This is a genomic window from Pseudomonas fungipugnans, assembly GCF_029955235.1.
In the GTDB taxonomy this organism is placed as follows: Bacteria; Pseudomonadota; Gammaproteobacteria; order Pseudomonadales; family Pseudomonadaceae; genus Aquipseudomonas; species Aquipseudomonas fungipugnans.
Genome location: NZ_JARBWL010000001.1, coordinates 1911761 through 1926321, shown reverse-complemented (window position 1 = coordinate 1926321; position 14561 = coordinate 1911761). Strand labels below are relative to the sequence as shown.

Annotated in this window: 13 protein-coding genes; 8 read left to right on the top strand and 5 right to left on the bottom strand. The window is 59.5% G+C overall.

Annotated features, from left to right (window positions below; translation table 11 throughout):
* The first annotated feature begins 10 nt into the window (after positions 1 to 10).
* The 7 genes from POF45_RS07605 to POF45_RS07575 all read left to right on the top strand — a co-directional run bounded on the left by POF45_RS07605 (position 11) and on the right by POF45_RS07575 (position 8110).
* Entirely contained in the window at positions 11 to 535 is a 525-nt protein-coding gene (locus POF45_RS07605) for a DUF2059 domain-containing protein (RefSeq protein WP_259495560.1), read from the top strand.
* Between the two features lie 12 nt (positions 536 to 547).
* Positions 548 to 847 carry a BolA family protein gene (locus POF45_RS07600; RefSeq protein ID WP_057713758.1) on the top strand — a complete coding sequence of 100 codons (300 nt, stop codon included), beginning with the start codon at positions 548 to 550 and terminating at the stop codon, positions 845 to 847.
* Between the two features lie 280 nt (positions 848 to 1127).
* Entirely contained in the window at positions 1128 to 2069 is a 942-nt protein-coding gene (gene trhO / locus POF45_RS07595) for an oxygen-dependent tRNA uridine(34) hydroxylase TrhO (protein WP_259495559.1), read from the top strand.
* Between the two features lie 39 nt (positions 2070 to 2108).
* On the top strand, positions 2109 to 2711 hold the full coding sequence (locus POF45_RS07590; protein ID WP_282316019.1) for a DsbA family protein: 603 nt from the start codon (positions 2109 to 2111) through the stop codon (positions 2709 to 2711).
* Complete coding sequence (locus POF45_RS07585; RefSeq protein WP_282315462.1) at positions 2704 to 4521, top strand: ABC transporter ATP-binding protein; 1818 nt, start codon at positions 2704 to 2706, stop codon at positions 4519 to 4521. The genes POF45_RS07590 and POF45_RS07585 overlap by 8 nt, the downstream gene beginning before the upstream one ends.
* 288 nt (positions 4522 to 4809) lie before the next feature.
* The gene (locus POF45_RS07580; RefSeq protein WP_259495556.1) at positions 4810 to 7269 is read left to right on the top strand and encodes an EAL domain-containing protein; all 2460 of its coding nucleotides are present in this window, start codon (positions 4810 to 4812) and stop codon (positions 7267 to 7269) included.
* A 79-nt stretch (positions 7270 to 7348) separates the two neighbouring features.
* Positions 7349 to 8110, top strand: a complete 762-nt coding sequence (locus POF45_RS07575; protein WP_409077893.1) for an iron-containing redox enzyme family protein — start codon at positions 7349 to 7351, stop codon at positions 8108 to 8110.
* Between the two features lie 135 nt (positions 8111 to 8245).
* Here the strand turns inward: POF45_RS07575 and POF45_RS07570 are convergent, their stop codons facing one another.
* The 5 genes from POF45_RS07570 to POF45_RS07550 form a co-directional block, all read right to left on the bottom strand.
* Positions 8246 to 9172, bottom strand: coding sequence for a GGDEF domain-containing protein (locus POF45_RS07570; RefSeq protein WP_259495554.1), 927 nt, complete (start codon positions 9170 to 9172; stop codon positions 8246 to 8248).
* Positions 9173 to 9546: 374 nt separating this feature from the next.
* On the bottom strand, positions 9547 to 10287 hold the full coding sequence (locus POF45_RS07565) for a YciK family oxidoreductase (RefSeq protein ID WP_259495552.1): 741 nt from the start codon (positions 10285 to 10287) through the stop codon (positions 9547 to 9549).
* A gap of 202 nt (positions 10288 to 10489) precedes the next feature.
* Positions 10490 to 11161 (bottom strand): N-acetylmuramic acid 6-phosphate phosphatase MupP, encoded by a 672-nt coding sequence (gene mupP / locus POF45_RS07560; protein WP_259495550.1) that lies wholly within the window; start codon positions 11159 to 11161, stop codon positions 10490 to 10492.
* Between the two features lie 4 nt (positions 11162 to 11165).
* A complete protein-coding gene (ubiG, locus tag POF45_RS07555; RefSeq protein ID WP_259495549.1) occupies positions 11166 to 11864 on the bottom strand; it encodes a bifunctional 2-polyprenyl-6-hydroxyphenol methylase/3-demethylubiquinol 3-O-methyltransferase UbiG in 699 nt (232 codons plus the stop codon).
* A 60-nt stretch (positions 11865 to 11924) separates the two neighbouring features.
* Positions 11925 to 13259: a TRZ/ATZ family hydrolase gene (locus POF45_RS07550; RefSeq protein WP_282315461.1), complete on the bottom strand. Its 1335-nt coding sequence runs from the start codon at positions 13257 to 13259 to the stop codon at positions 11925 to 11927.
* A gap of 107 nt (positions 13260 to 13366) precedes the next feature.
* Between POF45_RS07550 and mtnA the strand changes: the two genes are divergently transcribed.
* On the top strand, positions 13367 to 14443 hold the full coding sequence (mtnA, locus tag POF45_RS07545) for an S-methyl-5-thioribose-1-phosphate isomerase (protein ID WP_259495546.1): 1077 nt from the start codon (positions 13367 to 13369) through the stop codon (positions 14441 to 14443).
* Positions 14444 to 14561 lie beyond the last annotated feature (118 nt).

Sequence of the window (14561 nt, the reverse complement as noted above, 5' to 3'; positions counted from 1 at the left end):
AGGAAACTCGATGACTCGTCTTCGTGCCATCTGTACCGCGGTTGCACTGGTTTGCGCCAGCGGCCAGGTTTTTGCCGATACCGCCAGCCACAACGCCAGTGCCGAAGCTTTCCTGACCCTGGCGCACGCTGACAAATTGGGCACTCCGGTGTACGCACAAGTGCAGCAAATGTTCGCTCAGCGCTTTGAACAGACCAAAGCCCCTGAATCGAAAAAAGCCCTGCTGGAAACCTATCAGGCCAAGGCCAACGCCGCGCTGGACCAAGCCATTGGCTGGAACAAGCTCAAGCCTGACATGGTCAAGCTCTATACCACCAACTTCAGCGAATCCGAGCTCAAGGACCTGGTTGCTTTCTACCAGTCGCCACTGGGCAAGAAAGTCCTGGAAAAAATGCCGCAGCTGACTCAGCAATCGGCTCAGATGACTCAAGCCAAGCTCGAAAGCGCGGTGCCCGTGGTCAACAAGTTGCTGGACGACATGACCAACGAGCTGGTGCCTAAAGGCGCCGCTGCTCCAGCCAAGAAAAAGCCGTAAGCGGAGTTCGGTATGACCATGCAACAACGCATTGAATCAACCCTGGGGCTGTTGCAGCCCGAGCATCTGCAAGTGCTGGATGAAAGCCATATGCACAGCCGTGGGTTGCAGACCCACTTCAAGGCCGTGGTGGTCAGCGCGCAGTTCGAAGGGCTCAACCGCGTCAAGCGTCACCAGAAGGTGTATGGCACCCTGGGCGAGCTGATGGGTGAATTCCATGCGTTGGCGCTGCATACCTACACGCCTGAGGAATGGGCACAGATCGACGCGGCCCCGGCCTCGCCGACCTGTGCTGGCGGCAGCAAGCATTAAATAGTGCAGAACTGAACGGCTGTTGTGGCGAGGGAGCTTGCTCCCGCGGGGGCGCGAAGCGGTCCCAAAAACTGCGACAGCGTTTCGTCTGAAAGAATGCAGTCGTTTACATGACGACGGCTTCGCAGCCGAGCGGGAGCAAGCTCCCTCGCCACGAGAGCATCCCGCAGTCCTAAAATCACACGTTTTTTGCTAGAATCCGCAACGCGCCGCTCACCCGGCGCGTTTTTTTTCGCATCCGGTTCACCCTTTACGAGGGTAGCCACCTGGAGAATCACCCATGACACAACAGATTGTCGTGGCGGCACTGTATAAGTTCGTCACCCTGGAAAACTACGTCGACCTGCGCGAGCCACTGTTGCAGGCGATGGTCGACAATGGCATCAAAGGTACCCTGCTGATCGCCGAAGAAGGCATCAACGGCACCGTCTCCGGCAGCCGCGAAGGCATTGACGGGCTGATGGCCTGGCTCAAGAACGACCCGCGCATGGACGACATCGACCATAAAGAGTCGTATTGCGATGACCAGCCGTTCTACCGCACCAAAGTCAAACTCAAGAAAGAAATCGTCACCCTCGGCGTCGAGGGCGTGGACCCGAACAAGCAGGTCGGCACCTATGTCGATCCCCAGGACTGGAACGCCCTGATCAGCGACCCTGAAGTGCTGCTGATCGACACCCGTAACGACTATGAAGTTTCGATCGGCACCTTCGAAGGCGCCATCGATCCGAAAACCACCAGTTTTCGCGAATTCCCGGACTACATCAAAGAGCACTTCGACCCGGCCGTGCACAAGAAAGTCGCGATGTTCTGCACGGGCGGCATACGCTGCGAGAAGGCGTCGAGCTATATGCTCAGCCAGGGCTATGACGAGGTTTATCACTTGAAAGGCGGAATTCTGAAGTACCTCGAAGAGGTGCCTCAGGAAGAAACCAGGTGGCAGGGCGACTGCTTCGTCTTCGATAACCGCGTGACCGTGCGTCACGACCTGAGCGAAGGCGACTACGATCAGTGCCATGCCTGCCGTACTCCGATCAGCATCGAAGACCGTGCATCCGAGCATTACGTGGCCGGCATCAGTTGCCCGCATTGCTGGGATAAGCTGAGCGAGAAAACCCGCCGCAGTGCCATCGACCGGCAGAAGCAGATCGAGCTGGCCAAGGCGCGCAACCTGCCGCACCCGATTGGCTACAACTACAAGCAAACTCCTTCCGAGGCTTGAACCATGTCTGCTCGCCGCCTGCTTTATGTGATGGACCCGATGTGTTCCTGGTGCTGGGGTTTTGCGCCCGTCGCCAAAGCGCTGGTCGAGCAGGCGCAGGCGGCGGGAGTGGACGTGCATCTGGTGGTGGGCGGTTTACGTACCGGTAGTGGTGCGGCGCTGGAACCGACCACCCGACGCTATATTCTTGAGCACTGGGCGGCGGTCACCGAAGCCACCGGCCAGCCGTTCAAGCTTGAAGGCGCACTGCCCGACGGCTTTGTCTACGATACCGAACCCGCCTGTCGCGCGTTGGTGACGGCGCGCAGTCTGGCGGCGGATTGTGCCTGGACCCTGCTCGGGCTGATCCAGCACGCGTTTTACGCCCAGGGCCGCGACGTCACTCACGCCAGCGTGTTGGTGGAACTGGCGGAACAGGCCGGCCTGCCGCGCATCGAGTTTGCCGCTGCGTTCGACCGTGCCGATATGCACGCTGCGACGGCCGCCGATTTCATCTGGGTCCAGGACCTGGGTATCGCCGGGTTCCCGACCTTGCTCGCCGAGCGCGATGGTCAACTGGCGCTGCTGACCAATGGTTATCAACCCTTGAGTGAATTGTCACCGCTGCTCGGCCGTTGGCTGGAGCGCGCTGCCTGTGCCTGACTCGCTTGATGAAGCACCTGTTGCAAAGCCGGTCGATCGCCTGAGCTGGGCGGAAATTCGCCGGCTGGCCCTGCATCACAAGAAATCCCTGTGGATCGCCAATGGCGTCGCCGTGCTGGCGACGCTGTGCAGTGTGCCGATTCCGTTGCTGCTGCCGTTGCTGGTGGACGAAGTGCTGTTGGGCCACGGCGACAGCGCACTGAAAATCATGAACCACGCGCTGCCTGACGTCTGGCAGAAAGCCGCCGGTTATATCGGCCTGATGTTGCTGGTGACGTTCAGCCTGCGCTGCGCGGCGTTGCTGTTCAACGTGGTGCAGGCGAAGTTGTTTGCGGCGCTGGCCAAGGACATCGTTTATCGCATTCGTGTGCGGCTGATCGAACGGCTCAAGCGTATTTCCCTGGGCGAATACGAAAGCCTGGGCAGCGGCACGGTGACCACGCACCTGGTCACCGACCTGGACACCCTGGACAAGTTTGTCGGCGAGACCCTCAGTCGTTTCCTGGTGGCGATGCTGACGCTGGTCGGCACCGCGAGCATTCTGTTCTGGATGCACTGGAAACTGGCGCTGCTGATCATGCTGTTCAATCCGCTGGTGATCTACGCCACGGTGCAGTTGGGCAAGCGGGTCAAGCACCTGAAAAAGCTCGAGAACGACAGCACCTCGCGCTTCACGCAGGCATTGACCGAAACCCTGGAGTCGATTCAGGAAGTGCGCGCCGGTAACCGGCAGGGTTTTTTCCTCGGGCGGCTCGGTCAGCGCGCCCGGGAAGTGCGCGATTACGCGATCAATTCCCAGTGGAAAACCGATGCGTCGAACCGCGCCAGTGGTTTGCTGTTTCAGTTCGGTATCGATATTTTTCGCGCCGCGGCCATGCTCACCGTGTTGTTCTCCGACCTGTCCATCGGCCAGATGCTCGCGGTGTTCAGCTACCTGTGGTTCATGATCGGCCCGGTGGAACAGCTGCTGAACCTGCAATACGCCTTCTATGCCGCCGGTGGCGCGTTGTCGCGAATCAACGAGTTGCTGGCCCGTGCCGATGAGCCGCAATACCCCGGTGGCGTCGATCCGTTTGTGGGGCGCAACACCGTTGGTATCGATATTCAGGGGCTGAGTTTCAGCTACGGCGATGAGCTGGTGTTGAACCAGATGAACCTGTCCATTGCCCCCGGTGAAAAAGTCGCGATTGTTGGTGCCAGCGGCGGCGGTAAAAGCACCTTGGTGCAATTGCTGCTGGGCTTGTACACGCCGTTGGCCGGAACCATCCGCTTCGGCGGTTCGACCCAGCAGGAGATTGGTCTGGAAACCGTGCGCGAAAATGTCGCCGTGGTGCTGCAACACCCGGCGCTGTTCAATGACACGGTGCGGGCCAACCTGACCATGGGCCGCGAACGCAGCGACGATGCATGCTGGAAGGCGCTGGAAATCGCTCAGCTCGACGGCACTGTCCGCGCCTTGCCCCAAGGCCTGGACAGTATCGTTGGCCGTTCTGGTGTACGCCTTTCCGGCGGCCAGCGTCAGCGTCTGGCCATTGCGCGGATGGTGCTTGCCGAGCCGAAGGTGGTGATTCTCGATGAAGCCACCTCCGCGCTGGACGCCGCCACCGAATACAACCTGCATCAGGCATTGGCGAAGTTCCTCAGCGAGCGTACTACCCTGATCATTGCCCATCGGCTGTCGGCGGTGAAGCAGGCCGACCGCGTGCTGGTATTCGACGGTGGGCGTATTGCCGAAGATGGCGACCATCAGCAACTGATTGCCGAGGGCGGTTTGTACGCCCGGCTGTATGGGCATTTGCAGCAACTATAGGTTGGCAGACGCAGAGCCTGCAGGAGCGCGCTTGCTCGCGAAGTCGGTGTGTCAGTCAACATTGCTGTTGAAGCTGAGGCTGCCTTCGCGAGCAGGCCTGTTCCCACCTGAAAGGACACTCTCCATTTTAGACGTGAATGAAGTGTCAAATTCATGGCTTCAATGTGCATCATGGTGCTACATATCGGTATTGTCGTACCGCGCCGCCTTGCCGGGAGCCTAAACGCCTCCTAGTCTTGGTAGGTCGGCTCTTGACGACAATCAGGCAGTGCCTATGCAAGGGACCCCATGAAGCCAAAACGGACTCTCGGAACGCCACGGTTGTTGGGCATCGTCTGGCCGTTTATCGCCGTCGTGCTGTTTCAAGCGTTGCTGGGCGGCGTCAGCCTCTATGTGCTGTCGGCGGTTCGCGGCTATGTAGCCGGTGAAAGCCTGTGGTCCAAAGGCCAGAAAGACGCCATCTATTACCTCAATCTGTATGCCGACAGTCGCGACGAGCAGATTTTCCTCAAGTACCGCAATGCAATCTCGGTGCCCCAGGGGGGCCATGAATTGCGGCTTGCCCTCGACCAGCAGCCACCGGACCTGGACGCGGCACGGCGGGGCATTCTCAAGGGCGGCAACCATCCTGATGACGTCTCCAGCCTGATCTGGCTGTACCTCAATTTTCGGCATTTCAGTTATCTGGAAAAAGCCATTGATCGCTGGCGGGTTGGCGACGCCTATCTGGTGCAGCTCGATAACGTGGCGCAGGAGATGCACCGGGGCGTACTCGATAATCAGGCTGACGACGCCGATATCAAACGCTGGAAATCCGAGATTTTCGCCATCAACGACGGGGTGACTCCGGCTGCCAGAGCGTTCAGCGATGCCTTGGGCGAGGGCTCGCGGGTGATCCTGCGGCTGTTGCTGGTGACGAACCTGGCGACTGCGCTGGGGCTGATCGTGCTGGCGTTGCTGCGCACCCACAAATTGCTCAAGCAGCGTCATGCCTTTGCCGAGGCCCTGCAGCTTGAAAAGGACCGGGCGCAGATCACGCTGCAATCGATTGGCGACGGGGTGATTACCACCGATGTCGAAGGCGCAATCGCCTATATGAACCCGGCCGCCGAAGCCCTGACGCACTGGAAAGCCGAGCAGGCCATCGGGTTGCCGCTGGCGGCGCTGTTCAATCTGCTGGATGAGAACGCCCAGGCCGACGGTTTTACCTTGATCGAACACATCCTGAGCGGTCAGCTCAGTGGCGGCAGCGAGCACTCCAAACTGATCCAGCGTCTTGATGGCAGCACAGTGTCGGTCACGCTGGTAGGCTCGCCGATCCGTCATGCCGGCAAAGTCAGTGGCACGGTGCTGGTGCTGCACGACATGACCCAGGAGCGGCAATACATCGCCAATCTGTCCTGGCAGGCCACCCACGATGCCTTGACCGGGCTGGCCAACCGCCGCGAGTTTGAATACCGCCTGGAGCAGGCGCTGCATAATCTGACACGCTCGCCTGGGCGCCACTCCCTGATGTTCCTTGACCTGGACCAGTTCAAATTGGTCAATGACACCTGTGGCCATGCTGCTGGCGATGAATTGTTGCGCCATATCTGCGCGTTGCTGCAATCGGGCCTGCGCGAAGGCGACACCCTCGCCAGGCTGGGCGGCGACGAGTTCGGTATTCTGCTGGAAAGTTGTGCGCCTGAAGCTGCGGAGAAAATCGCCGAAGTGCTTCGCCAGACCGTGCAGAACCTGCATTTCGTGTGGAAGGGCCGACCGTTTCTGACCACCGTGAGTATCGGCCTGGTGCATGTGGCACAGACACCGACCACCCTTGAAGCCTCACTGCGTGCGGCTGACATGGCTTGCTACATGGCCAAGGAAAAGGGCCGCAACCGGGTTCAGGTCTATCACGCCGACGACTCGGAGTTGTCCCTGCGCTTTGGTGAGATGGCTTGGGTGCAACGCCTGCACATGGCGCTGGAAGAGAACCGCTTCTGCCTGTACGCCCAGGAAATCGCTCCGCTGGGCCATGTCGAGCAGGGCGCAGGACATATCGAGATATTGCTGCGATTGCATGACGAGGCGGGGCGCATGATTTTGCCTGACAGCTTTATCCCCGCCGCCGAGCGTTATGGCCTGATGACCTCCCTGGACCGGTGGGTCGTGCAAAACGTCTTCAAGGTCATTGCCCAATGTATTGCCGAAGAGCATAAAGGCCCATTGGCCATGTGTGCGATTAATCTGTCAGGTATAACTATCGGAGATGAGGCGTTTCTGGACTTCTTGCATCAACAGTTTGTTACTTACTCTATTCCGCCTGAAATGATTTGTTTTGAAATTACAGAAACCAGCGCTATTGCAAATTTAGGCAGCGCAATCAGATTTATTAATGATCTCAAAGGTTTAGGTTGCCACTTTTCGTTAGATGACTTTTGTGCCGGAATGTCTTCATTCGCTTACTTGAAACATTTACCTGTAGACTTCCTGAAGATCGACGGAAGTTTCGTAAAGGATATGCTGGACGACCCGATTAACCGCGCGATGGTCGAGGTGATCAATCACATCGGCCATGTCATGGGTAAGCGCACGATTGCCGAGTTCGTTGAAACACCGCAGATCGAGCAGGCATTGCTCGAAATCGGGGTGGATTACGCTCAAGGGTACGTAATAGAACGCCCGCAATTGCTGACCTGCGACAGTTTGCAATGTCGGCCCGCGAGACCGCAGCCGCTGTTATTCAAGGCACCTGGCACGTTCCGCTGAAATCTCTTGTTGATCGTTACAATCACAAATCATAAGGAGCCGAACAGTGATCGACACATTCAACCGAACCGGACCACTCATGGAAGCTGCAAGTTACCCGGCCTGGGCTCAACAGCTCATCCAGGACTGCAGCGCGAGTAAGCGCCGGGTTGTCGAACACGAACTGTATCAGCGCATGCGAGATAACAAACTCAGCGCCCGGACCATGCGTCAGTACCTGATTGGTGGCTGGCCGGTGGTCGAGCAGTTCGCGTTATATATGGCACAAAACCTGACCAAGACCCGCTTTGCCCGTCACCCTGGCGAAGACATGGCGCGTCGCTGGTTGATGCGCAACATTCGTGTCGAACTTAACCATGCCGATTACTGGGTGCACTGGAGCCGTGCTCACGGTGTCAGCCTAGAAGATCTGCAGGCACAACAGGTCGCCCCTGAGCTTCATGCCTTGAGTCATTGGTGCTGGCATACCAGTTCGGCGGACTCGCTGATCGTTGCCATCGCAGCGACCAACTACGCCATTGAAGGCGCGACCGGGGAGTGGTCGGCATTGGTTTGTTCAAGCGGCGTCTACGCGGCAGCTTTCCCGGAGGAAGATCGCAAGCGAGCCATGAAGTGGCTGAAGATGCATGCCCAGTACGACGATGCCCATCCGTGGGAAGCGCTGGAAATCATTTGTACCCTGGCGGGCCTGAATCCGAGCAAGTCTCTGCAAGCGGAATTGCGCCAGGCCGTGTGCAAGAGCTATGACTACATGTTCCTGTTCCTGGAGCGTTGCATGCAACTTGAGCATGCGCAACGGGCGCCGGTAGCGCGTGAGCGGATGGCGCTGGCGCAAAGCTGATCGCAAGGCAACACAACGTAAATGCGGGAGCGGGCTTGTTCGCGAATGCGGTGGGTCAGTGGCTTGGATGCCCACTGACACTCCCTCTTCGCGAGCAAGCCCGCTCCCGCATTGATGTGTGGTGTCACTTGATACTCAACCCGCCATCGCCAGCCGATTTCGCCCTTCACGCTTGGCCACATACAGCGCGCTGTCGGCGCGTCGCAACAGGCTTTCGGCGGATTCGCCGGGCAGCAGGGTCGAGCAGCCCAGGCTGACCGTCAGTTCGATCAATTGGCCATCAGCATGATAGTCCTGGGTCTGGGCGGCAAACCGCAGGCGTTCGCCCACCATGGCCGCCGCTTCCCGAGTGGTGTTGGACAGCAGGATCAGAAACTCTTCCCCACCAAACCGGAACACCATGTCGACGTTACGCAATTGCCCCTTGATCGAGGCGGCAACGGCCTTGAGCACTTCATCGCCAGCGCTGTGGCCGTGGTTGTCGTTGATCAGTTTGAAGTGGTCGATGTCCAGCATCAGCAGCGACAACGGTTGCAGGTGCCGACGCGACATCTCGATTTCACGTTGCAGGGTCTGGTCCATGGCGATGCGATTGCCGGTGTCCGTCAACGGATCGCGCAGGGCGCTTTGGGTCGCGGCTCGGTAGAGCAGTGCATTGCGCATCGGGTACAGCAGCGCCGACAGCAGTGATTCGAGGTTGCCCAGTTCCACTTCGCTGAAGCGTTGATTGCGCCGAAACACCAGATCACCCAGCGGCTCGCCTTCGTGGCTGAGGCTGTAGCTGACCGAATGATGGCCGCGCTGACCGAATTCCAGGCGCAAATCGCTGGCCTTGTGCTGGTAGCTCAGGGCATCGAGGGGGACAAGTCGCTGAATGTCGCGAAAAAACAGTCCGAGAATGCGTTGCGGCTCAAGACTGGTCTGCAGTTGCAGACCCAGCCGCTGACGCAATTGCGCAAGACTGACGGGTCGCTCCAGAAGGGGTGGCTGCTGACCAAAGCCCAGGCGTTGCAATTTTGCGCTATCGAAGTCAATTGCGTTGGTCTGGGAAGGTGATTTCATATGGCGTGAGCCCCTAAAGCAGTAAGGCTGTCTTACAGGCTGGGTGAGAGCGGCTTTGGGCTGCGCGTCATACTGGTCCATCAGTCCCGTAGGACATGTGGCCTGAGTTTAATCCGCTTTACCGAAGATTAGTAACCTGTCGGCCCAAGCGGCGCCCTGTCTGCTTTCACACTGCGTGTCTGAGCAAAATTAGAGCGAAAGTCGTGCCATTCAGTTCATTCGGATAAAAAACGTTTCAAATCATTTACTTGAGATGCTCTGTGCGGCGGGATGTCGGATGGTGCGGCAACTTTTTGACTTGGAAAGCGCTCATGGCGAGCAACTTTGTGTGCCGCGACGGTAATCTGCCACGGCACAAAAGCGACGCACGGCTGTTACTGGGCGTTGAATGCCTGGCCGTTGATGCCGGTACTGTCCGGTCCCATCAGGTAAAGGTAGACCGGCATGATCTCCTCGGGTGTCGGATTGTTCTGCGGGTTTTCCGCCGGATAAGCCTGTGCACGCATGCTGGTACGGGTGGCGCCCGGGTTGATGCTGTTGGAACGCACCGGGGCGACGCTGTCGACTTCGTCGGCCAGGGTTTGCATCAGGCCTTCGGTAGCGAACTTCGACACACCATAGGCGCCCCAGTAGGCCCGGCCCTTGCGTCCGACACTGCTGGAGGTGAACACCACCGAAGCGTCCCGGGACAGCTTGAGCAATGGCAGCAGGGTGCTGGTGAGCATGAACATCGCGTTGACGTTGACGTGCATCACGCGCATGAAATTTTCGCCGGACAGCTGTTCGATCGGCGTGCGGGGGCCAATGATCGACGCGTTGTGCAGCAAGCCGTCGAGGTGGCCGAATTCGGTTTCGATCATGGCCGCCAGCTCATCGTATTGATGGGGCAGGGCAGTTTCCAGGTTGAACGGAATCACGGCTGGCTGTGGGTGGCCGGCGGCTTCGATTTCGTCGTAGACCTGCGTCAGGTTGGCTTCGGTCTTGCCCAGCAGCAGTACCGTGGCGCCATGGGCTGCGTAGGTTTTGGCGGCGGCCGCACCGATGCCACGGCCAGCGCCGGTGACCAGGATGACCCGGTCCTTGAGCAGTTCAGGGCGAGCGGAATAATCAAACATTAAAAACCTCACACAATTCAACAGTAGGCAGGCGTCGCACCTGTGGCGAGGGCGCTGTTGTGGCGAGGGGGGCTTGCCCCCGTCGGAGTGCGAAGCGCTCCCTGGCATTCTCCCAGCAACACCGTATTCACCGGTTTACGACTGTTTCGCAGTCGATCGGGGGCAAGCCCCCTCGCCACAGATGGTTCCTCAGGCAGTCAGGTCAGCAGCTACACAGCGCGTTATCCAGCACCTTGCGCAGTTCCAGCGGGTGATCCACCACCACATCCGCTCCCCAATGCCGCGGGTTGTCTTGCGGGTGAATGTAGCCATAGGTTACGGCGGCGGTCTTGGTGCCGGCATCGCGGCCCGACTCGATATCGCGCAAGTCATCACCGACAAACAGCACACTGGCCGGGTCCAGGTCGAGCATCTTGCACGCCAGGATCAGCGGTTCCGGGTCCGGTTTGCTGTTTTTCACATGATCGGGGCAGATCAGCAACGCCGAACGCTCGGCCAATCCAAGCTGCTGCATGATCGGCTCGGCAAAGCGCAAGGGCTTGTTGGTAACCACACCCCAGATCAGATTGGCCTTCTCGATGTCGGCCAGCAGTTCGCCCATGCCGTCGAACAGTTTGCTGTGTACCGCGCAGCCGGCCAGATAGCGCTCCAGAAACTCCAGGCGCAGTTCCTCGAAGCCTGGCGATTCCGGGTCCATGGAAAACGTCACGGCAACCATGGCCTTGGCGCCACCGGAGATTTCGTCGCGGATGTGCTGGTCGTTCATCGGCGCCAGGCCACGATCAGCGCGCATCGCCTGGCAGATGGCGATGAAGTCCGGCGCGGTGTCGAGCAGGGTGCCGTCCATGTCGAAAAGGACTGCTCTGATTCGCATCGGCTTATTCCTCGCGCAGGGTCTGGATCATGTAGTTGACGTCAACGTCCGCCGCCAGCTTGTAGTGCTTGGTCAGTGGGTTGTAGGTCAGGCCGATGATGTCCTTGACGGTCAGGCCGGCCATGCGGCTCCAGGCACCGAGTTCGGACGGGCGGATGAATTTCTTGAAGTCATGGGTGCCGCGCGGCAGCAGCTTCATGATGTATTCGGCGCCGATGATAGCGAACAGATACGCCTTCGGATTGCGGTTGATGGTCGAGAAGAACACCTGGCCGCCGGGCTTGACCATGCGGAAACAGGCGCGGATCACCGAAGAGGGGTCCGGTACGTGCTCAAGCATTTCCAGGCAGGTGACCACATCGAACTGCTCGGGCATTTCTTCGGCCAGGTCTTCGGCGGTGATCTGCCGGTATTCGACGCTGACGCCGGATTCCAGTTGATGCAACTGGGCGACCGCCAATGGCGCTTCGCCCATGTCGATGCCCATCACGGTAGCGCCACGCTGGGCCATGGCTTCGCTGAGAATGCCGCCGCCGCAACCGACGTCGAGGACTTTCTTGCCGGCCAGATTGACTCGCTCGTCAATCCAGTTGACCCGCAACGGGTTGATGTCGTGCAGCGGTTTGAACTCGCTTTCGCGGTCCCACCAGCGGTGAGCCAGGGCTTCGAATTTGGCGATCTCGGCGTGGTCGACGTTGCTCATGGTTTAAATCCTCGAAAAACTTGAAAAATCCTGTTGCCCCGGTTTGTCGTCCGGTGCTTCTTACAATTCGGTATGGCCACTGATGCGTTGGCCCCAGGCCTTGGCGGTCGCGCACAGCTGTTCTTCATCCAGGCGTGTCAGGCGCCGGTCGTCGAGCAACTGCTTGCCGGCGACCCACAGGTGTTTCACGCAATCACGGCCCGTGGCGTAGATAAGTTGCGAAACCGGGTCGTACACGGGCTGCTGCGCCAGGCCGGACAGGTCGAATGCAACGATGTCGGCAGCCTTGCCGATTTCCAGCGAGCCGACGTCAGCCTCGATCCCCAGTGCGCGAGCGCCGTTAAGGGTGGCCATGCGCAGGGCGCGATGGGCATCCAGCGCCGTGGCCGAGCCGGCAACGGCCTTGGCCAGCAGCGCGGCGGTACGGGTTTCACCGAGCAGGTCCAGGTCATTGTTGCTGGCCGCGCCATCAGTGCCGACCGCAACATTGACGCCAGCCTGCCACAGGCGCTCCACCGGGCAGAAGCCGCTGGCCAGTTTCAGGTTCGACTCCGGGCAATGAATCACATGGGTGTTGCTTTCTACCAGTAACGCCAGGTCTTCCTCGCTGATCTGGGTCATGTGAACGGCCTGGAAGCGCGGACCCAGCAAACCCAGGCGAGCAAGACGGGCCAGCGGGCGTTCGCCACGCTGCTCAACCGACTGCTGCACCTCGAAGGCGGTTTCGTGGACGTGCATGTGAATTGCTGCGTCCAGCTCTTCGGCAATCATCCGGATTTTTTCCAGGTTCTCGTCGCCGACGGTGTAGGGGGCGTGCGGGCCGAAGGTGATCCTGATCCGTTCGTGATGCTTGAGATCGCCGAACAATTCGACGCCCTGACGAATGGCTTCATCCGCCGTGCTGGCGCCTGGAATCGGAAAGTCGAGGATCGGAATCGCGATCTGCGCGCGAATGCCGCTGTTGTGCACGCGCTCGCTGGCAACCTTCGGGAAGAAATACATGTCAGAGAAACAGGTGATGCCACCTTTGATCTGCTCGGCGATGGCCAGGTCCGTGCCGTCACGGACAAAGGCTTCATCGACCCACTTGGCTTCAGCCGGCCAGATATGGTTCTCCAGCCAGGTCATCAGTGGCAGATCATCGGCCAGGCCGCGAAACAGTGTCATCGCCGCGTGACCGTGGGCGTTGATCAGGCCGGGGCTGAGCAATACATCCGGCAATTCGCGGATTTCGCTGGCGTTACACTTGAGCGCTTCGGCGCGCGGGCCGATAAACACAATGCGACCGTCGCGGATGCCCAGGCCATGCTCCTTGAGAACCACGCCAGCGGGTTCGACGGGTACCAGCCAGGTCGGCAGTAATAATAAGTCGAGCGCAACGGCAGGTTTCGGCATCGAGGGCAGTTCCAGTGCTTTTGTAAAGGATGGCGAAGTATACCCGAGCGTCTTCGCGGGGGGATCGCTATAATCGGCGGCTTTTGTTCATGAGTGCGGGGTGAAGGATGCGCGATCGACTGTTGGCTGCGGAGAAAGTTAAGGCCATCGATTGGCGTGATGGCGCCCTGTATCTGCTGGATCAGCGTATTTTGCCGTTTGAAGAAACCTGGATCGCCTACACCAGCGCCGCTGGCGTGGCCGAGGCCATTCGTTCGATGGTGGTGCGTGGCGCGCCGGCCATTGGCATCAGTGCTGCCTACGGCATGGTGCTGTCAGCTCGCGCCCGGATTGCCGAGGGCGGTGACTGGCAGGCTGCGTGGGAAGAGGATTTCGCGTTGCTGGCCGATTCCCGTCCAACGGCGGTGAATCTGTTCTGGGCCTTGAATCGCATGCGTGACCGCCTGGATCGTCTCAAGGGTGATGTCGATCCTCTGGCGGCGCTGGAGGCTGAGGCCATCGCCATTCATGAAAGTGATCGCGAAGCCAACCTGACCATGGCGCAACTGGGTGTCGACCTGATCCGCAAGCATCAGGGCAACGCCCAGGCGATCCTCACCCACTGCAACACCGGCGCGTTGGCCACGGGCGGTTTCGGCACGGCGCTGGGGGTGATTCGCGCGGCGTTCATCGAAGGTATGGTCGAGCGCGTCTACGCCGACGAAACCCGTCCGTGGCTGCAAGGCTCGCGCTTGACGGCGTGGGAGCTGGCCAATGAAGGCATTCCCGTGACCCTCAATGCGGACTCTGCCGCCGCCCATATCATGAAGACCAAGGGCGTGACCTGGGTGATCGTCGGCGCTGACCGGATCACCGCCAATGGCGACGTGGCCAACAAGATCGGCACTTATCAACTGGCCGTCTGCGCCATGCATCACGGCGTGCGCTTCATGGTGGTGGCACCGAGTTCGACCATCGACATGAATCTTGCCAGTGGCGACGAAATCCCGATTGAAGAGCGCGATGGCTGCGAATTGCTGGAAGTGGGCGGCAAGCGGGTCGGTGCGGATGTCGAGGCCTTCAACCCGGTATTCGATGTAACCCCGGCGGACCTGATCGATGCGATCGTGACCGAGAAGGGCATCGTTGAGCGCCCTGATGCGGCGAAGATGGCGCAGTTGATGTGCCGCAAGCGCTTGCATTGAGGTTTTCTGGTGTCTTGTAAATTGCTATCGCGAGCAAGCTCGCTCCCACAGTTGACCGGGTCTGACTGAAGAACGCGATCATCTGTGGGAGCGAGCTTGCTCGCGATAGGGCCCGCAA

Coding starts and splice junctions, on each gene's coding strand:
- trhO (WP_259495559.1), top strand. CDS start 1,128: ATGACACAACAGATTGTCGTGGCGGCACTGTATAAGTTCGTCACCCTG.
- POF45_RS07590 (WP_282316019.1), top strand. CDS start 2,109: ATGTGTTCCTGGTGCTGGGGTTTTGCGCCCGTCGCCAAAGCGCTGGTC.
- POF45_RS07565 (WP_259495552.1), bottom strand. CDS start 10,287: ATGTTTGATTATTCCGCTCGCCCTGAACTGCTCAAGGACCGGGTCATC.
- ubiG (WP_259495549.1), bottom strand. CDS start 11,864: ATGAGCAACGTCGACCACGCCGAGATCGCCAAATTCGAAGCCCTGGCT.
- POF45_RS07570 (WP_259495554.1), bottom strand. CDS start 9,172: ATGAAATCACCTTCCCAGACCAACGCAATTGACTTCGATAGCGCAAAA.
- POF45_RS07605 (WP_259495560.1), top strand. CDS start 11: ATGACTCGTCTTCGTGCCATCTGTACCGCGGTTGCACTGGTTTGCGCC.
- POF45_RS07580 (WP_259495556.1), top strand. CDS start 4,810: ATGAAGCCAAAACGGACTCTCGGAACGCCACGGTTGTTGGGCATCGTC.
- POF45_RS07575 (WP_409077893.1), top strand. CDS start 7,349: ATGGAAGCTGCAAGTTACCCGGCCTGGGCTCAACAGCTCATCCAGGAC.
- POF45_RS07600 (WP_057713758.1), top strand. CDS start 548: ATGACCATGCAACAACGCATTGAATCAACCCTGGGGCTGTTGCAGCCC.
- POF45_RS07550 (WP_282315461.1), bottom strand. CDS start 13,259: ATGCCGAAACCTGCCGTTGCGCTCGACTTATTATTACTGCCGACCTGG.
- mupP (WP_259495550.1), bottom strand. CDS start 11,161: ATGCGAATCAGAGCAGTCCTTTTCGACATGGACGGCACCCTGCTCGAC.
- mtnA (WP_259495546.1), top strand. CDS start 13,367: ATGCGCGATCGACTGTTGGCTGCGGAGAAAGTTAAGGCCATCGATTGG.